Annotated in this window: 12 protein-coding genes; 8 read left to right on the forward strand and 4 right to left on the reverse strand. The window is 57.0% G+C overall.

Annotated features, from left to right (window positions below; genetic code table 11):
- The first annotated feature begins 26 nt into the window (after positions 1-26).
- Genes WG936_RS07180 through WG936_RS07200 form a run of 5 tightly spaced genes read left to right on the forward strand, consistent with a single transcriptional unit; the run spans position 27 to position 10,442 of the window.
- Positions 27-3,218 carry an ATP-dependent DNA helicase gene (locus WG936_RS07180; protein ID WP_339564712.1) on the forward strand — a complete coding sequence of 1,064 codons (3,192 nt, stop codon included), beginning with the start codon at positions 27-29 and terminating at the stop codon, positions 3,216-3,218.
- A complete protein-coding gene (locus WG936_RS07185) occupies positions 3,211-6,537 on the forward strand; it encodes a UvrD-helicase domain-containing protein (RefSeq protein WP_339572495.1) in 3,327 nt (1,108 codons plus the stop codon). Before WG936_RS07180 ends, WG936_RS07185 begins: the two co-directional genes overlap by 8 nt.
- Before the next feature lie 38 nt (positions 6,538-6,575).
- On the forward strand, positions 6,576-7,631 hold the full coding sequence (locus WG936_RS07190; protein ID WP_339564714.1) for a potassium channel family protein: 1,056 nt from the start codon (positions 6,576-6,578) through the stop codon (positions 7,629-7,631).
- Positions 7,632-7,647: 16 nt separating this feature from the next.
- A complete protein-coding gene (locus tag WG936_RS07195) occupies positions 7,648-8,391 on the forward strand; it encodes an NAD(+) diphosphatase (RefSeq protein ID WP_339572496.1) in 744 nt (247 codons plus the stop codon).
- Positions 8,388-10,442, forward strand: a complete 2,055-nt coding sequence (locus WG936_RS07200; RefSeq protein WP_339572497.1) for an ATP-dependent DNA helicase UvrD2 — start codon at positions 8,388-8,390, stop codon at positions 10,440-10,442. The genes WG936_RS07195 and WG936_RS07200 overlap by 4 nt, the downstream gene beginning before the upstream one ends.
- Here WG936_RS07200 and WG936_RS07205 read toward each other — a convergent pair.
- On the reverse strand, positions 10,371-11,276 hold the full coding sequence (locus WG936_RS07205; protein ID WP_339572498.1) for a hypothetical protein: 906 nt from the start codon (positions 11,274-11,276) through the stop codon (positions 10,371-10,373). The two genes, WG936_RS07200 and WG936_RS07205, sit on opposite strands and share 72 nt — an antisense overlap.
- A 20-nt stretch (positions 11,277-11,296) precedes the next feature.
- On the opposite strand from WG936_RS07205, the gene WG936_RS07210 reads away from it, so the two are divergent.
- On the forward strand, positions 11,297-11,797 hold the full coding sequence (locus tag WG936_RS07210; RefSeq protein ID WP_339564718.1) for a M48 metallopeptidase family protein: 501 nt from the start codon (positions 11,297-11,299) through the stop codon (positions 11,795-11,797).
- Here WG936_RS07210 and WG936_RS07215 read toward each other — a convergent pair whose 3' ends face one another.
- Positions 11,798-13,120 (reverse strand): zinc-dependent metalloprotease, encoded by a 1,323-nt coding sequence (locus tag WG936_RS07215; protein WP_339572499.1) that lies wholly within the window; start codon positions 13,118-13,120, stop codon positions 11,798-11,800.
- A gap of 91 nt (positions 13,121-13,211) precedes the next feature.
- Here WG936_RS07215 and WG936_RS07220 point away from each other — a divergent pair, with 91 nt between their 5' ends.
- Entirely contained in the window at positions 13,212-14,255 is a 1,044-nt protein-coding gene (locus WG936_RS07220) for a YlbL family protein (protein ID WP_339564720.1), read from the forward strand.
- Here the strand turns inward: WG936_RS07220 and WG936_RS07225 are convergent.
- Together WG936_RS07225 and WG936_RS07230 are read right to left on the reverse strand one after the other, a co-directional pair.
- Complete coding sequence (locus WG936_RS07225) at positions 14,252-14,929, reverse strand: hypothetical protein (protein WP_339564721.1); 678 nt, start codon at positions 14,927-14,929, stop codon at positions 14,252-14,254. The two genes, WG936_RS07220 and WG936_RS07225, sit on opposite strands and share 4 nt — an antisense overlap.
- A gap of 19 nt (positions 14,930-14,948) precedes the next feature.
- Positions 14,949-15,413, reverse strand: coding sequence for a PPA1309 family protein (locus WG936_RS07230; RefSeq protein WP_339564722.1), 465 nt, complete (start codon positions 15,411-15,413; stop codon positions 14,949-14,951).
- A 95-nt stretch (positions 15,414-15,508) separates the two neighbouring features.
- Between WG936_RS07230 and WG936_RS07235 the strand changes: the two genes are divergently transcribed.
- Complete coding sequence (locus WG936_RS07235) at positions 15,509-18,439, forward strand: UPF0182 family protein (protein ID WP_339564723.1); 2,931 nt, start codon at positions 15,509-15,511, stop codon at positions 18,437-18,439.
- Positions 18,440-18,545: the final 106 nt, after the last annotated feature.

Consider the following 18,545-nt stretch of genomic DNA (forward strand, 5'->3'; position numbering starts at 1 on the left):
TCCGACTGCTCTGCCACAATGGTGGCATGACAGATTTCGTGCCTTCCGCCCGGTTCGCACCACCGGAAAAGCTGGAAGTAAAGCTGGTCCCTGCGCCAGAGGCGACTGCAGCGTCGCGGACATGGTCAGAACCGGCGCGAGGATTGCTCACGGCTGCACAAACTGAAAAACCCGGTCGGTGGCGGGTCACCGGCACCGCTGGCTCCGGCGTGACGTCATTGGTGATTGATACGGTGCTGGCGCGAATTAAAGCTGGTGTTGATCCAGCGCGGATCTTAGTACTGGCTACTTCTAAGGAATCCGGCGCAATCCTACGTCGCGAATTAGCGCTAGAACTACCACGAATCGGGTATGCCTCCGAAGCGCCACTGGTGCGGTCTGTGCACTCCTTTGCTTTCGCATTGGTGCGGAGCGCACGGCTTGGCACTGCGGAAGGGCAAGAAGATGCGGCATTAGGGCGAAGCCCACGCCTTATAACCGGCGCTCAGCAGGATGTCCTTATTCAGGAGCTTCTCCAAATCCAAGCTGAGCAGGCGGAGAGTTATTGGCCAGAAAATGTGCGGGACGCCCTTTTGATGGTCGGTTTTGCGCGCCAGTTGCGTGATTTCCTGCTTCGAGCTCAAGAACGCGGACTCGGTCCCTCTGATCTACAGAGCCTTGGTGCCATCCACAACCGGCCGATGTGGGTAGCGGCAGGAGCTTTCCTCCAGGAGTATGAGCAGCTTACTCAGCTCTCCGGAGCCCAACTCTATAACGCATCGGAGCTGGTTGCAGCGGCGCTAGCGCATCTGGAGGCAGATCAAGAGTTTCTGCTGGAGCAGCAAAGTCGGATAGAGAGCATCATCGTTGACGATGCTCAAAACTTAGATCCAGAGTCAGCGAAACTAGTGGAGAAATTCAGTGCCTCTGCTCGGTTCTCACTCTTAGCAGGAAATCCTGAGCATGCCGTCTTTCATTTTCGAGGAGCTTCACCCGCATCATTACAGCAGTGGGAGATTGATCACGAGATCCGTCTTTCACGCCGATTCTATGTGCCGACTACGAGCATTCGTTACGCCGAGACCCCTGCGACTGAGCTTGCTGTAATCGCGAACCGACTGCGACGAGCTCACCTTATAGACGGCGTGCCGTGGCGCGATATGGCGGTTGTCGTGCGAACGAGCGGCGCTGTGGCTGGTTTGCGTAGAGCATTGTTGGCAGCTGGCGTCCCCGTTACATTGCAGCCCACCGATGTGGTCTTGGCGGAGCAACGTCTTGTCTCCAGCCTGTTGCTCGCGCTCAAGGCGGTTTCTGATGAACTCACCCAGTCTGAGCTGGAGGAGCTAGTGCTCGGACCCATCGGCGGTGCGGACTCAGTTACATTACGGCGCCTCTTGCGCGGGCTACGTCAGGCGGAAATGAAGCGGGGCGGAATCCGTCGCGCTAGTGACGTGCTGCGAGCGGCGCTGACTACCTCCGAGCCGATGCCCGAGGAATTCCGCTCATTTCTGACAGATAGAGAGCAAGAGATCTTCGACCGGCTGCACCGCGTCCTGACGGCAGGTATCGCAGCCACCAAGCAGGGCGCTTCGGTAGAACTAGTACTTTGGGAAGTATGGGATGCCACCGAGCTATCGGATCGGCTCATGAATGCTTCTCTGAGAGGCGGCGCAGCAGGCAGCCAGGCTGATCTCGACCTCAATGCTGTGATGGCGCTTTTCGACGCCGCAGGTGACTTCGTTGAGCGAACTCCAGCCGCCTCATTGAACAGATTTGTGTCTCATATCGCCGAGCAAGAGCTTCCCACCGGTGCGCGTGATCGCCGCGGCTTTGCACCTGAGGCAGTGGCATTGTTGACGGCTCACGCCACGATCGGCCGGAACTGGCCAATCGTAGTGGTCGCTAACGTGCAAGAAGGATCGTGGCCGGCACTTGCAGAAACAGGGTCTCTCTTTGGACAAGAGGACCTCATTGAGCTGCATGACCGTGGCATCGACCCCAACCTGATTACCTCTCGCACCGCTGAGAAAGTTTCCGAAGAACGTCGATTGTTCCGGATGGCGTGTTCGCGTGCTACCGCGCAATTGCTGGTAACCGCCGTGATTTCCCCCGATTCAGATGAAGTCGATGAGCCATCGCGCTTTCTTGAAGAACTTGGGGAAGAGCTCGATGTACAGGTCGGATTCGATGGTGCACCTGAATTAGTTCCCGGAGATGCCACGGCGACGAAAGATACCTCTGCATTTCCGCGGGTGCTCTCTCGCAGCAGCGTCATTGCGGAACTTCGTCGCGTGCTTGAATCTGCGGATGCAGCTGCGGGGCTCAAAGCAGAGGCCGCCCGCCAGCTGGCAAGGCTAGCAAAGGCTGGGCTGTATGGTGCGCATCCCGATCACTGGTGGGGATTGGCAGCGCCATCAGAAACCGAGACTGTGCTGAAAATTCAAGACCACGTGCGAATATCTCCCTCGAAAATCGAGACCGCACTGCTGTGTCCGCTTCGCGCGGCCTTGAGTAGCTACGGGGAGGACGATGACAGTCCGATTTACCTCTTCAAAGGCATACTCCTGCATGCAGGCGCAGAAGCCGCTGCCTGTGGAGTTAGTCGCACTGAGATAGAACAAATTCTCGACGAAGCCTATGCCGCTAACACTGAGTTTCCCAGCTGGAAGCAAGATGCCGAAACCGCAGATTGGCACCGAGTAGTAACCCGCACACTGGATTGGGTGGAGGGACGCTCGCTCCTCGGGGCAGAAGTGACAGTAAACGTGCCGGTAGCGCAGCTGGATGACGGAACTCCGGTGCATATCGCGGGCCGTATGGATCGGCTTGAACGAAACTCTGCCGAGGAATTCCTGGTAGTGGATCTTAAAACTGGCAAGACGTCGGTATCCGGGGAAGAGGTCAAAACTCACCCGCAACTATTTGCATATCAACTCGCCCTAGCCTGTGGTTCTTGGAATGAGGGGCAAGTGACAACCTCTGGACAGCAGCCAGACCCGAGTCGGCTTGGTGGCGGGCTGCTGGTTTATCCTGCTTCTCCCACTGTGAAAGTGAAGGAGATGATGCAAGACCCCAAGAGCGCAGAACAGTTAGCGGAATTTGCGCGTTTGTTGCCTGATGTCGTTGTGTCACTGATCGGGCCCGAATTCTTGGCCACTCAAAATAAGCATTGCGATCTTTGCACACTGAAGTCGATGTGCCCCGCTAGGGCGGAAGGACAGGCCCTGACTAATGTTTAACTCCCGAATTTCTCCTGCGGACCTAGCTATCGCTCAACAACAGAAGTTCCCTCCGACTCCACAACAAGAAGAGGTCATTGGGGCGGCACCTGGGCCGATGCTCGTCGTCGCCGGCGCTGGAGCAGGTAAGACCGAAACAATGGCGAATCGCGTGGTGTGGCTCGTTGCTAACGGCTTCGTAGAACCGGAACGGGTACTGGGATTGACATTCACCCGTAAGGCAGCCCAAGAACTGCGCAAACGCATTCGAGACCGGCTGACTTCTTTTGCTATGTCCCCGCAGGCCCGTGACGTTGACCCGACGCTGCAGTTGCTCAAACTGCTCGAAAACATCAACCCCACGGTTTCTACTTATGACTCCTACGCAGGTCGCATCGTAGGAGAGTACGGTCTTTTGCTCCCCGTCGAGCCCTCGGCACGATTGATCACTAACACCGAGCTCTTTAGCATCGCACGAGAAGTTGTAAGCAATTACCGCGGGGAACTTAGCGAGACGAATCAGCTAAGAAATGTCACCAAGAATCTGCTTGATCTAACTGCGGAAATCGATAATCACATGGTGACTCTCACAGATATCGTAGAAGAGTCGAACGCCTTTCTAAGCGCGTTCGACGACGCGGTTGATGCCAAAGGTAAACCAGCAAAACGCACTGCAGCACGCAGTAAGTTCTTAGACCCGCAGTCGCGGAGGCTGCAGTTCCTGCCACTCGTTCAGATCTTGAAGCAGGAGCTTGCCGCGCGGAACGTGATCACCTTCGGCGAGCAGATGTCCTTGGCTGCTCGAGTGGCCTCCCTGCATCCTGAGGTAGGACAGCGCGAACGCGCGAAATTTGGTGTGGTCATGCTGGATGAATACCAAGACACTTCCCACGCCCAACGTGTTCTGCTGCGAAGCTTGTTCGGAGGGCACGATCCGAGCTTAACCGTCAATGCCGTGGGAGATCCCATGCAATCCATTTATGGTTGGCGTGGGGCTACTGCAGCGAACCTTGCACGGTTTGTCGATGATTTTCCGCAGGTTACTCCGGAAGGCGCAGTGTCCGGAGAGGCCCCTAAAGCAGAATTGACGCTATCGTTCCGAAACCCATCGAAAGTGCTCACAGCAGCCAATGTGGTTGCCGATGCTGCTTTCAAAGCCCACGGAAGTAAGCGCCCCGTCCAGCCTCTTGCAGCTCTAGCTGCTCGTGGTGAGGGCCAAGTGAAGCTTGCATGGTTTGCTAACGCGCGGCAAGAGGTTGATTGGGTAGCAAACAATCTGGCCGAGGCATTTCACGGGCCGCGTACTGATGAGTTCACTGGTGCGGTGCTCGTGCGGAAGAAGAAGCATATTGCCCCCATGGTTGCAGCTCTCCGAGAGCGGGAAGTCCCAGTTGAAGTGGTGGGACTCTCTGGTCTGCTGACAGTTCCGGAAGTGCAAGATCTCATCTGCATCGCCAAGATGCTAATCAATCCCCAAGACAATGAAGCAGCGCTGCGTATCCTTGCCGGACCGGCGATGCAGCTCGGCTCCAACGATCTGATCGCGCTGCACAAGCGTGCCAGGAATCTAGGGGGACGAACCAAGGACAATGCTGGCGAGGAACCCCACGACCCGCTGGCCAAACTTAAATGGATCGTTGCAAATGCCGAAAGTCCCGATCCCGCCGTATCGGTCGGGCTGACCGACGCCATTGCGGACCTCGGGGAATCCGAAAAGTACTCCGACTCGGGATACCAACGGCTCCGAGAACTGGCGGCAGCGCTCCGGCACCTGCGTACACACAGCATCAGCCGTGGGCTCAGTGATCTCTTTTCCGACATCGAAACAGTCATGGGGGTCCGGACAGAAGTACTTGCCAGACAAGACCCACAGGCAGATGGTGCGATCGGAACTGTTCACCTAGATGCCTTTGCCGCAGAAGTAGCCGCGTTTGAAAGCACCCCAGGAGCAACACTGCGAGGACTCCTAGACTATTTTGATCTGGCAGTGGCAGAGGAAGATGGCTTGGAACCTGGGGAAGTCAGCGTGAGATCCGAGCGCGTGCAGTTGCTTACCGTTCACAAGTCAAAGGGCTTGGAGTGGCAGCACGTTGCCGTAGTCCACGCTGATAATCGCACCTATGTCGACGAAACCGCTAAAGGATATTCCGTGAAGACATGGCTGGGCGACATCACCAAGATCCCATCCACACTGCGTGGCGATGCCCGCGCAGCCGATGACCTTTCCGGTGCACCAGTATTAGACATTGCAGGTATCGAAGAAATCAAGGAACTCGATCAGGCTATCGCTGAGCACAAAGCAGAATTTCGGCGCAACGAAGAAGCCGAAGCGACGCGGCTGTTCTATGTGGCGATCACACGCAGTCAGCAGAACCTCTATGTGTCTGCGTCCTATAACTGGGCAAGTAAGGAATACAACCAAAATGCCCCCTATCAGCATCTGCTCAACATTAAGGAAGCACTGCCAGAATCCGTCGACTATTGGGAGGAAGACTTCAGTGAATCCCAAGAGGCAGTAGCTCCCGAATCCGGGATCTTCCCGGTGGATGCGCTCGGCGGGCGTCGACAAGCAGTGGCCGATGGCGCTGCCCGCGTCAGGGCCGCAATCGAAACCGGGCTGCCGGATCGCAGCGCAGACAGTGAGCTTAGTAAACAATGGGAAACCGATGTCACGGCGCTCATCCAAGAGCAAGACAGACTCAGCGCTACATGCATCGAGGTCCCCGTACTTGCGGAATTGACGGCAACCGACATGGTGGCGCTTTCCGCGAACCCTGAGTTTTTTGCACGTCGCAGCATCCGTCCAGTTCCATTCAAACCAAATTCCTTTGCCAAGCGAGGCACGGCATTCCACGAATGGCTCGAGCAGCGCTTCGGCGCTACTTCACTCCTGGATGAGGAACAGTTGCCGGGGATGGGCGAGGAGCTAGTCAGCGACGCAGCTGTAATCAAACTCAAAGAGGCGTTCCTTGCCTCCGAATGGGCCGACCGGACACCAGCATATGTTGAGCAACCATTTGAAGTCAGTATCGGTGCTCACGTAGTGCGGGGACGGATGGACGCGATTTTTCACGAAGGCGAAGAAGAAGATTCTGGCTGGATGGTCGTTGACTGGAAGACCGGCAAGCCTCCCGCTGGGGCGGAACTACGTTCGGCCAGTATCCAGCTTGCTGTGTACCGCCTTGCGTGGGCCGAACTGCTTTCTATGCGACTCGGTAGGCAAGTGGACCCATCGGAAATTCGCGCAGCCTTTTACTACGTAGGGGCAGGATTTTCTTATGAGCCAGGTAGACTACCTGACGCTAGTGAATTGGCGCAGCTATTGCAGCCGATGAGCTGAGCACGTCACCAACGAAGATGAGAAGGCGGGAGCAAGGGATGCGAAAACGGATCGGAGAACAGTTCCGCGGTGACATGGAACTCAACGATCTTCCGGATCACGCCCTGACTAACATTGTCCGGATTCCGGGCGGTAGTTATGCCAGTCCGTGGGCGTTGATCATCCGTCGGTTCGTCTACGCCACATTGCTCATGACTCTTGTTGCGCTACTCGCGTACTTTGATGAAGGTGGCTATACAGAGCATCTGACGTTCATCGATGCCGTGTATTACTCAGCGGTATCAATGTCCACCACGGGATACGGTGACATTACGCCGGTGACGCAGCACGCTCGTCTCATCAATATCATCATTATCACCCCACTTCGGATCGCCTTCCTGATCCTCTTGGTCGGCACGACCTTGTCCGTGCTCACCGAGGAATCTCGACGGGCCTTGCAAATTCAACGCTGGAGGAAGCGCTTGCGCAATCACACTGTAGTCATCGGATTCGGCACCAAGGGTCGCTCCGCCGTCGCAGCCTTGCTCGCTGACGGCACCCCGGCTAGTCAGATCGTGGTAATCGACAATGATCTGCATGCGCTCGAACTTGCCTCCAACCAGGGCCTAGCCACCGTTCAAGGTTCGGCCACCAAGTCTGATGTGCTGAAACTTGCAGGTGTTACTAGGGCCAAAGCCGTGGTAGTTGCACCAAACCTGGACGACACCGCTGTTCTGGTCACCTTGTCCGTGCGTGAGATCGCACCGAGCGCCATGATTGTCGCGAGTGTGCGAGAGTCAGAAAATATGCACCTCCTGCGGCAGTCCGGTGCGGATTCCGTGGTGATTTCCTCTGAGACAGCCGGCCGCCTCCTCGGGCTAGCCACCGTGACCCCTTCAGTGGTGGAAATGATGGAGGACTTGCTCTCCCCAGACGAAGGATTCTCCATCGCCGAGCGCCTGGTGGGGGAGGACGAAGTTGGTGCCAATCCTCGTCACCTAGCAGACATCGTTCTCGGTGTGGTGCGCTCTGGCGAGCTGTACCGCATCGATGCCCCAGAAGCTGAAATCGTGGAGCCAGGCGACCGCCTGCTCTACGTCCGACGAGTATTCTAAGGCGGCCTGACAGTTCGTGTCCTCCTTGATTGTCACGCCACGCTATCGCACGCTTGTCGACGACAATGGTTCCGCGCTCTGGCTGCCAGCAGCCGCCCTCGCGCATCTCTCCAGCAACCTTGACTGGCCACACCACGCTGTTCGAGTCAGTGAAGAAGAACTAGAAGCCCTGCGCGACCAGCATGATGCTCGAGTGGCGTCGATACGCGACCTCACTGACGATGCCCGCGTAATGCGCGCCGTCGCCCTGCTGCGGCATCGTGAGGACTTCCACTTCGATCCCCGCACAGGTGGGCCACTACATCAGCATGAAACGCATGCGACGACTCCTGAGGGAAGCATGGTGTTTCCGCGCATCGATCCCGCCGTGATTGGCATAGTGGAGCTGCGCGGAAGAAACCAGATTCTACTCGGGCGAAACCGGCTGCGACCCGCCTACTTTTCCCTGATCGCCGGGTATGTTTCTCCAGGGGAAACCCTAGAGGCGGCGTTCGCCCGTGAGGTACTGGAAGAAACCGGTCGGAGGGTAGAAACACCGACATATCTGAGTTCACAATCGTGGCCGATGACCGGGTCATTGATGGTAGGTTTTCATGCCTTCACGGAAGACGAAGCACCGATTCAAGACCCAGATGAAGAACTAGCGGAATCGCGGTGGGCTGGATTGCAGGATCTTGACGCCTTGCCGATTTCACCACCCGGTTCCATCGCCCGAACGCTTATTGACAACTGGATCAGCGCACAGAAGGAACAAGCATGATTGATTTGAGCAAGCTCGATGAAGATCAACGCGCTGCTGCCACAGCACCGCGGGGGCCGGTGTGCATTCTGGCTGGTGCAGGTACCGGTAAAACTCGCACAATTACCTATCGCATAGCGCACCTAATCGACCAAGGTTTTGTTAGCCAAAATCGGGTGCTTGCGGTGACATTTACCAGCCGTGCGGCCACTGAAATGAGGCACCGCTTGGCGTTGATGGGAATTGGGGCAGTCCAAGCGCGCACCTTTCACGCAGCAGCGCGGAAGCAACTGCAATACTTCTGGCCACAAGTGGCAGGCTCCCTGCGTTGGACTTTGATCGACAATAAGTTTCCACTGGTTGGGCGGGCAGTGCGCTCGGTGGGGCTCGAATCCAGCACGGACCAAGTTCGCGATATTCTCGGCGAGATCGAGTGGGCGAAGGCCAGTTTGATCACGCCAGCTCAGTATGCGGAACTTGCGCCACAGCACCATCGCACCCCGCCGGTCGCCGCGGAACAAGTGGCGGAAGTCTATCGGCGCTATGAAGCGGCCAAAGCCACTGAAAATGGCATGCTGCTGGACTTTGATGACCTGCTGCTGCACACCGCGGGGGCCATCGAGAATTCGCCGGCGGTAGCGGAAGAATTCCGCGCACAATACCGCAGCTTCGTGGTGGATGAGTATCAGGACGTGACCCCGCTCCAACAAAGGGTACTGCAGGCTTGGTTGGGAGACCGAGACGATCTCACCGTGGTCGGTGATGCTAACCAGACCATTTACTCGTTTACCGGGGCAACTCCGAACTACTTGCTGGACTTTTCGCGGACGTATCCGCACGCCACAGTGGCGCGCTTGCAGCGTGACTACCGATCCACTCCGGAAGTAACGCGACTAGCCAACACAGTTATTGGGCAAGCTAAAGGGCGGGTAGCGGGGACACGGCTCGAGCTCGTGGGCATGCGTCCGGGCGGCCCCGAGCCGACATTTAAGTCCTATCCAGATGAAACCGCCGAGGCCCGCGCGGTTGCTAAGCGCATCAAGGAGCTCATCGCGGCCGGGACCCCAGCGCGAGAGATCGCAGTGCTCTATCGAATAAATGCGCAGTCGGCAGTATTTGAAACCGCACTGGCAGATGCCGGGATTGTATTCCAAGTCCGCGGCGGAGATGGCTTCTTCCAGCGCGCAGAGATCAAGCAGGCTATCTCCACTTTGGTTCGTAACGCGCAGCGAGACGACCTGCCAGAAGAAGCTATCGGGCCACGGGTGGCTGTGCTAGCCCGTGCAGCGCTAGCTCCTTTGGGACTCACTCCCACTGAGCCGGAAGGCGCACAGGCTCGGGAACGCTGGCAAATGCTCACTGCGCTCGTAGAACTGATCGAGGAGCTCGGAACAGCCACCCCTGATAGCGATCTCCAGGCTATCCTCATTCAGCTGAAGAACCGCGCGGAAGCCAAAGCTCCACCGCAGGTAGATGGGGTTACGCTAGCCTCTCTCCACGCGGCGAAGGGACTGGAATGGGATGCTGTATTCCTGGTTGGCTTGGTGGAAAACACGCTGCCGATTTCTTTTGCGATCAAGGCTGGGGACGCAGAAATCGAAGAAGAACGCAGGCTGTTTTATGTCGGGATTACGCGCGCGCGGGAGCATTTGAACTGCTCCTGGGCGTTGGCGCGACAGGAAGGCGGTCGGCAATCGCGTAAACGAAGCCGGTTCCTAGACGGAATCGTCGCCGAAGCCGTAGATGTCCCGCCCCGCAGCGTCCGTCCTAAGCGGTGCCGCGTTTGCGGCACACCACTCAGCACACCACAGGCTAAGGTTCTCGGTCGCTGCGAAGACTGCCCGAGCGATGCAGATGAGGGACTTTTTGAGAAGCTTCGTGCGTGGCGGTTGGACATCGCGAAAGAGCTACAGGTACCGGCATATATCGTCTTTACTGATGCCACCCTGATGGCGATCGCCGAAGCCCAGCCACAGACGGAGGAAGAACTGTTAGACATTTCAGGAATTGGCCCGGTCAAGGTCGCGAATTTCGGCGAATCCTTGCTTGAGGTGCTGCGTCTCGAAGCATAACGGGCACCCAGCATGACTGCGCAAAAAGAACTCTCGGTGCGTCCGGTACGGATCTACTTGCAACGTTCGGCCGGGAGCAAGTGGCGCTACCGGACTGCCGACGGCAGGTGCATGCAGTCCTAAGTGCTGCAATACCAGCGCGACAGCTTGTGCCGCGGTGGCTGCAACCAGTACCAGCGACGGTGCTGCCGCAGATACCGACAGCTGGGTGAGCAGCTGTGTCCAGTAAGGGTCTACTGCAACTCGATGCAAATCAACGCACAGCGGACAAGGGCCCGAATCATGGGAAGCGACGGGGCCGACGAGGCCAATGCCGTCGACAAGCGCAACAGGCAAAAAGAACTCCCGGTGACCGTTGCGAACCGCCGGCGCCAACGCCCGCGAATGCGCTAGTTTATCCGCAGCCACTAGCGGCACCTCTGGAGGCAACATTCGCAAGAAGCGGGTATCCGTCTCGCCTCTGAGCGGACGTCGGACTGTACAACCGCTGCGTGCCAACAGCTCTGATATTTCTGAGGCCAGCGCACCACGACCAAGAACACCGACCCGAGGCTCGACCGTGCTGCAGCGCAAAAGGATTCCGAAAGCGAGTAAGTCCGCAATAAGCGAACTCGCAGCGGTAGCATCCAGCCCGCTGGACACCAACCTCGTCTGTAGTTCATCCCTACTCACTGGTGCTCGAGTGGCATTGAGCGTCTTCACCACGGCCCCGATATGTTGCGGTGCAATCGAATCAATGATCCCAGACCTCGTCGCGTCGACCCCAAACTGTAGTGCCGGCCCGGGGCGAATCACGATCCGAGCAGCACAAGATAGCTTTAGCATTCCCCCCATGTGCCATACAATAGCCCGTTATGGCACATGAGGTGGAGGTAATACGTTCCCCGAAACGTAAACGCACGATCAGCGCGAAGCTCGTCGGTGACAAGATCGTCGTGCGAGTACCCGCCGGGATGCCACCACAGCAGGAGAAGAATGAAGTAGCGCAACTGGTGGCAAAGCTGCAAAACAAGCTGCAACTTGCCGCGGCAGCAATGACAGATTCCGAGCTGGAGACACGGGCACACCACCTCAATGAGGAGATCCTGAATGGTCAGGCAAGATTCACCAAGATCCGCTGGGTGACCAACCAAAACAGTCGCTGGGCTTCGTGCACCGCAGCGACAGGGGAGATTCGAGTTTCGCACCGCTTACAAGATGTTCCTGCGTATGTACTGGATGCGGTGCTAGTGCACGAGCTTGTGCACACGTTCATCCGCACGGGGCACTCGGCTGAATTTTGGCAGTGGGCAGACAAAGCCCGCCATGCGGAGCGCGCCAAAGGCTACCTTGAGGCGCTCGCGCGGCAGATCTAGCTATTTATCTGACCCTTCTCCGTCAGCATCGTCAGAGTCCTCCTGCTTGGACTGGTTCCGCAGCATTTCTTCTAGTGCGTTGATCTCGGCGATTGGATCGAACTCGCCGTTTTCGTCTTCATCAAGCAAGGCGTCGATAAAACCGGCGGAGTTTTCTAGATCCTCGGCGACTGGGAGGAAATCGGGGTGATCCCAGATCGCATCGCGGCGCTGAGTTCCCACTGCGATCCCTACGCGTCGCCACAACTCCATGGCTTCGGCAACCTTAGGTGCGGAAAACTCGATGCCTACCACCTTGGCGAAGGCCTTCTCGGCGGAGCCTCCGGTTGCGCGGCGGCGTCGCCAAGCCTCATTCATAGCGCGAGTGCTCGGCACCCGATCGCCCATAGCCTCGGTGACAACCAGCTCCACCCAGCCTTCAACCAACGCCAGCATCGTCTCAAGTCGGCTGGTGGCGCCGCTATTTCGGGAAGTAATGCGAGGCGAAAGGTCAAGGTTCTGTAGACGCTGCATTGCATCCTGAATCTGGGAAGGATCCCCGGATTCCAGGTTCAGTTCCCGCATTGCTTCCTCGATGTGGGAGGTATCTATCACCAAACCCGCTGCGTATTCCTCAACTGAGGAAACCAGGCGCTCCACCAGCCACGGCACATGCTTAAACAGGCGCTGGCGGGCGGCCTCGCGGGCACAGACATAAACCATCACTTCCTGTGACGGGACTTCCAGATCCTTAGCCATTGCGGTGAGCTGCAGTGGTAGAACCGCAAGCGTGCCGCTCGGCACCACGGGGAGACCGAAATCAGAACCCGTGAGAGCTTGTTTAGCCAGGTCACCTAAAGCATGCCCGAGTTGCATGCCAAAGTTCATGCCAGACATTGAATTCATCATCTGGAGCATCGGGCCCACCATTTGCCGGGCCTCTTCTGGAAGCTGCTCGAGCTGTGCTTCATTCATCCGAGCTGCCACGGGCGACACAAAACGCTTCCAAGTTGGCAAAGTGGCCTCCAGCCACTGCTCGGCATTCCACGCGGTAACCGTGCCTTCCGCAGTTGGGAGGACCGTAGCATCGTCGAGCCACATATCCGCCAGTCGCACGGATTCACGTACGGCTGTGAGATCGCTTTGGCTCACCGCCGCGACCTTGCCGATCTGCTGCTTAGCTATGCGTTGCGCTAATTCATAATTGACCGGCTCGTCAGACTGCGAGTTAAAGCCACCGCTAAACATCTGTCCAAGTTGGTTAAAAAAGTCTCCGAAGTTGCCACCGGAGTCACCAGAATTGCCGCCGTTAAAGCCGAAAAAGAAGTTGTTATTGTCGCTCATAATCACCAAACTACCGCAGTAGCTGGGAGAAAAAACCCTCTCCGCGGGACGCTGTTAGCGAACAGCCCAGAAGCAGGTAAGGTTGCAAGGCGTGAATCGTCGATCCAAGACCGTAATTTGGGGCGCCATCCCTGTGCTGGCGTTTACCTATCTCATCTCCGCACCCACAGTGCCGTTTACGGATATTCCGCTGACGGTGCCATATGCGGCAGAAGGTCCAGGGCCCACATACAATACGCTCGCAGATTACGACGGAAAACAGATCGTCAACATCGCTGGTGCCGAGGTGGATAAAACTACCGGCAATCTCAACATGACGACGGTTTCCGTAAGAACGCAAATGACGCTGAGCCAGGCAGTAGCCCGATGGCTGTTCAGCGAGGACACCATTGTCCCCATCGAGTCAGTTTTCCCTCAGGACATGACCGAAGAAGAGATCAACCAGCAAAACCAGCTGGCCTTCGTCGATTCTGAATCCTCCGCGACGCTCGCCGCCTTCAACTATCTTGGACGCCCAACGGTAGTAGAAATCAAAGAGGTCACACCAGATGGGCCCGCCAAAGACCACTTGGCCGCAGGCGAACGCATCGCTGCCATCGACGGCATCGCAATTCACTCCCCAGATCAGCTGCGAGGCTTAGTGTCTGCTAAAAAACCGGGCGAGAAAGTAAGCGTCACGCTTGTCGACGGCGGCACTAAGGAAATCGAGTTGGGGGAGAACCCGCACACAGGGACTGGTTTCCTGGGCATCACCATGGGTTCTGTTCCAGCAGATGACACCAAGGTTGAGTACAACCTCGAGGATATTGGCGGGCCCAGCGCAGGCCTGATGTTTTCGCTTGCTGTCGTCGATAAGCTCAGTCCGGGCGAACTCACTGGCGGCAAGTTCATCGCAGGTACTGGAACGATTGACGCCGCCGGCAAAGTCGGCCCCATCGGCGGAATCCAGCACAAAGTCCGCGCCGCGAAAGAGGCTGGTGCGGAGGTGTTCTTAGCCCCGCAGGACAATTGTGCTGAGGCAATGCGGTCGCAGGCTGAGGGCTTAACTGTCCTGAAAGTTGCGACGATTGATGACGCAATCCGACAGCTTGAGGCATACAACTCCGGAGGAGAAGTAACTACCTGCTCGAATTAGAGGTTTTCGGCAGTGGGCGTAGGCGTCGAAGTCTCGGCCGGGGTTGCCAAGCCTAATTCGTAGATTCTTTTCAACGGATCCTGTTTGTCGGAAGAGACCATCTGCTGCATGGTCAGCCCCTTCTTGTTGTCCACCACCGTGATAACTGCGGTGGTGCCCAGGGTTGACCAGCCAACAATGCGATCCCCAGAGTCCTCGACTACGCGGGAGCTCCGCAACTCGGTGAGCAGCTGAGTGGTGGAAGCGGCTTTCGCGTCACCCTTGAAAAACTGGAACTGTCCAACGTCCGGGCCGGTGCAGGCACTGGAATCTGGAATACCGTTAGGTGCGCAGTTTTCGAACATCTTGAAGAACTCTTCGGGAGCCAGCGATCCGTACATTTCGGCGACCTTTCGGACGCTGGAAGCTTCTTTGGCAACAGAGGATACTTCCGGCTTTTCACTTGGACTCGTCGTTGCCGCATTCGTGGCAGTGGACGTGGCAGCTGAGGTGCTGGCTGGCGTGCTCGTGCGCGGGAGCTCGGTAGGTGCCTGTTGCGTTGTCTCCGGATTAGGGGCGGGTTCGTCTTTGCCGCAGGCGGTCGCGCCGGCCAACGCCAACGGTACGAGCAGCCCTAATGTTCCGAGCGCGCGACGATGCGCTGTTAGCTGCCCCAGCTCTTTACGACCAAGCACGGTAACCAAACTTTCCCTATTAGTAGTCTTCAGACGTAGCGTCCAGTGTGTAGCGTAGCGCTTCGATCACACCTGGCGCTACGTCTGGGCCACCTCTGAGGTCGATCTTGTCCTCTGCAAACGGTTCCGCGAGCTCTGCTTCGGTGGGGCGCAGTTGCAGCAGCGTGAGTTCTTGTTCTCCGCGAAGCACGCCAGAATACAGCCGTGCTGGACGCGCCGGGGCGCCAGCATCACTGAATTTGATTTCTTGGGCCAAGATCACCCCCTCAACCTCTTCCGGCCACACGATGGTGGGGAGCACATCTTCTACAGCACCGGGAAGGTCATCTTGTACCACGAGCGCGAGCGGTCCTTCCTCCTCCGGCAAGCCGAGCTTTTCGACGGGGACGAGGGCAAACAAAGTGGGGTTAGCATCCCAGCCTTCGGCGTGGATGAATTCAACTGCCTCGAGCATGGCCTTGTTCAGTGCTGCATCTGGGTACATGAGCTGCCTTCGCGGTGGGGGAGTGGAGGAATTCCATTCCATCTTAAAATCCGTAGAGTATAGGAGAATACCTGCAACGGAAGAAGGAGTTGGAATTGGCGACCAGCCTACAACCTCCAGCGAGACGATCGGTCCGGAGACTCAGCATTGCTTTGGCCCTCCTGACAGTGCTGATCATGGCAGCCCCAGCTGTGGTTACGTACCTTACTGACTGGATGTGGTTCCAGGAGGTGAACTATCGAGGGGTCTTTAGCACCGTATTAATAACACGCGTTGTGCTGTTTTTTATTTTCTTCATTTTTGCGGCGTTATTCGTGTGGACGGCTGGTTTCTTAGCATTTCGAAACCGCCCAGACACGTTGGATGCTTTTGATCTGGACAGTCCGATTCACGGCTACCGGAAGATGGTTGAAGATTCCTTAAAGAAGGTCCTGATCGGTCTGCCACTCATCATTGGCCTGTTGGCAGGCATCGCGGGTCAGGGGGCATGGCGTTCGGTTTCGCTGTTCCTCAACCGGGAATCCTTTGGCATCAAGGACCCCGAATTCGGCATGGATTACGGCTTTTATGCCTTCGTCCTTCCCGTGCTGCGGATCATCGCGGACACATGGTCGATCCTGCTTGTGATCAGCTTCTTCATCGCCTTGGTGGGACACTACCTATTGGGCAGTATTCGTGCAGGTGGGCCGGGGCAGAAGAGCTATGTCTCCCACGCTGCTCGCACTCAACTAGCGATCACTGCCGGCCTGTGGATGCTGGTGAAAGTAGCGGGCTATTGGCTGGATCGCTATGACCTGCTTGGTAACGAACACGGAACTTTTACCGGCGGTTCCTATACTGACCTTCACGCTTATCTGCCCGCGAAGATCCTCCTGATGATCATCGCAGCTGTGGTAGCTGTGGCGTTCTTCTCTGCAGTATTTCTCAAGGACCTGCGCATTCCGGTCCTTGCAGCAGTGTTGATGCTGCTGTCGTCGATAGTGATTGGTGTCGCATGGCCTCTCATGATGGAGCAATTCTCCGTCGGACCGAACCGTGCCCAAAAGGAATCGGAATCCATCAGCCGCAATATCGAGGCCACCCGCTACGCCTACGGGCTCACCGATGACAAGGTCACCTACCAAGAGAACTGGGGCGTTGAAGGCGGCAACACTGAGTCGGTAGCAGACGATGAAGCCACCGTGTCCAACATCCGACTGCTCGACCCGGAAGTGCTCTCTGACACGTTCACCCAGCAGCAGCAGCTGAAAAACTTCTATGGCTTCCCAGACACCCTCGCGATTGACCGCTACAAGGTAGATGGTGAGCTGCGCGACTACGTAGTAGCAGTTCGAGAGCTTGACCCGAATGCACTTTCAGGCAACCAGAAAGACTGGTTGAACCGGCATACCGTGTACACCCACGGCAACGGTTTTATTGGCGCACCCGCGAACCAGGTTGATGAAGTGGCCCGTGATGTCGGATCCACTCGTGGTGGCTATCCGCTTTACTCTGTCTCTGATTTGCAGGCACAGCAACGCGAGGCCAAGAACGACATGGGCATCAAGGTGGAGCAGCCGCGCACCTATTACGGTCCAGTGATCTCTGATGTTCACCAGAGCATGGATTACGCCATTGTTGGCACCGCCGGCAACCCGGTGGAATACGATGCCGACGGCGTCAACTTCACCTACGACGGCAAAGGCGGGGTGGACGTGTCCAATATGTTCAACCGCGCCATGTTCGCACTGCGATACCAAGAAATGAACCTAGTGTTGTCCGAACGCATTGGGGACAACTCCAAGATTATTTTCGAGCGCGACCCCCGCACCCGTGTGGAAAAGGTGGCGCCGTGGCTCAAGGTTGACTCCGCCACGTACCCCACAGTTGTCGACGGCCGTATCAAGTGGGTCGTGGATGGCTACACCACCTTGAAGAACTTGCCTTACTCCCAGCGCACTTCGCTTGGTCAGCTCACTAAGGACGCTTTGAATCCTGATGGGACACCAGCGTTGCAGGATGAAAAGGCTGCGTATCTGCGAAATTCAGTTAAGGCTACCGTGGATGCCTACGACGGCACCGTGGAGCTTTATGAATTCGACACCGAGGACCCAGTGCTTAAAGCCTGGAAGGGCGTTTTCCCGAACACCGTGAAGCCAAAGTCCGCGATCTCTCCAGAGCTCATGGAGCACCTTCGGTACCCAGAGGATATGTTCAAGGTGCAGCGAGAACTCATCGCCAAGTACCACGTGGATGACCCTGGCGTCTTCTTCACCAATGATGCTTTCTGGTCCGTCCCTTCTGACCCGACCGCTCCTGATGACCGCAAGGACCTCAAGCAGCCTCCGTACTACGTAATTGCCGCGGACCCGCAAACAGGTAAGCCGTCTTTCCAACTCATCACCCCATTCCCAGGGCTGAATCGTGAGTTCTTGGCGGCGCACATGTCTGTGTCTTCCAATCCGGACAGTTACGGCAAGATCACGGTGCGCGTCTTGCCAACGAATACGCAGACCCAGGGGCCGAAGCAGGCTCAGGACACCATGATGTCCTCCGACCAGATTGCTCGCGACCGCGCCTTGTGGGAGCGAACCAACACGCTTACCAACGGCAACCTCTTGACGCTTCCAGTTGGCAACGGCAAGATCCTTTACGTTGAGCCGGTGTATTCGCAGCGCAAGGACCAAGAGTCTGCATTCCCTAAGCTGTTGCGAGTGCTGGTGTCCTATGACGGCAAGGTTGGCTATGCCCCGACGATTGCCGAGGCGCTGTCTCAGGTAGGTATTGACCCACGGGCTGCCAGCGACCTTTCTGAGGCCAAAGACCTTGAAGCAAAGGATCCGAAGCCAGCCGAAGGTGAAGCCCCAGCGCCTGCCGAGGGGAATGCTCCGGCACCTGCCCCAGCAGATACCGCTGCAGCAACGGAGAACCTCCGCAAGGCACTCGATAACCTCAACGCTGCGAAGGACAAGTCGCACGAGGAATACGGCAAGGCCCTTGACGAGCTGGATAAGGCAGTTGCTGAAGTCCAAAAACTACAGCAGTAACTCCTAGTTCCGGTAGATCCCCCGCAATAGACCTTCGACCATTATGGTCCGGTCTTCGGCGGGGGTTTTCCATGTGCTGTGTCGTCTTTGTCCAAGTGAACTATTC

This window comes from Corynebacterium sp. H127 (assembly GCF_037482665.1).
In the GTDB taxonomy this organism is placed as follows: domain Bacteria; phylum Actinomycetota; class Actinomycetes; order Mycobacteriales; family Mycobacteriaceae; genus Corynebacterium.

What these genes read in the sequence shown, in the direction of transcription:
- WG936_RS07210 (WP_339564718.1), top strand. Translation starts at nt 11,297, where the DNA reads ATGGCACATGAGGTGGAGGTAATACGTTCCCCGAAACGTAAACGCACG.
- WG936_RS07180 (WP_339564712.1), top strand. Translation starts at nt 27, where the DNA reads ATGACAGATTTCGTGCCTTCCGCCCGGTTCGCACCACCGGAAAAGCTG.
- WG936_RS07185 (WP_339572495.1), top strand. Translation starts at nt 3,211, where the DNA reads ATGTTTAACTCCCGAATTTCTCCTGCGGACCTAGCTATCGCTCAACAA.
- WG936_RS07230 (WP_339564722.1), bottom strand. Translation starts at nt 15,413, where the DNA reads ATGTACCCAGATGCAGCACTGAACAAGGCCATGCTCGAGGCAGTTGAA.
- WG936_RS07215 (WP_339572499.1), bottom strand. Translation starts at nt 13,120, where the DNA reads ATGAGCGACAATAACAACTTCTTTTTCGGCTTTAACGGCGGCAATTCT.
- WG936_RS07190 (WP_339564714.1), top strand. Translation starts at nt 6,576, where the DNA reads ATGCGAAAACGGATCGGAGAACAGTTCCGCGGTGACATGGAACTCAAC.
- WG936_RS07200 (WP_339572497.1), top strand. Translation starts at nt 8,388, where the DNA reads ATGATTGATTTGAGCAAGCTCGATGAAGATCAACGCGCTGCTGCCACA.
- WG936_RS07205 (WP_339572498.1), bottom strand. Translation starts at nt 11,276, where the DNA reads ATGGGGGGAATGCTAAAGCTATCTTGTGCTGCTCGGATCGTGATTCGC.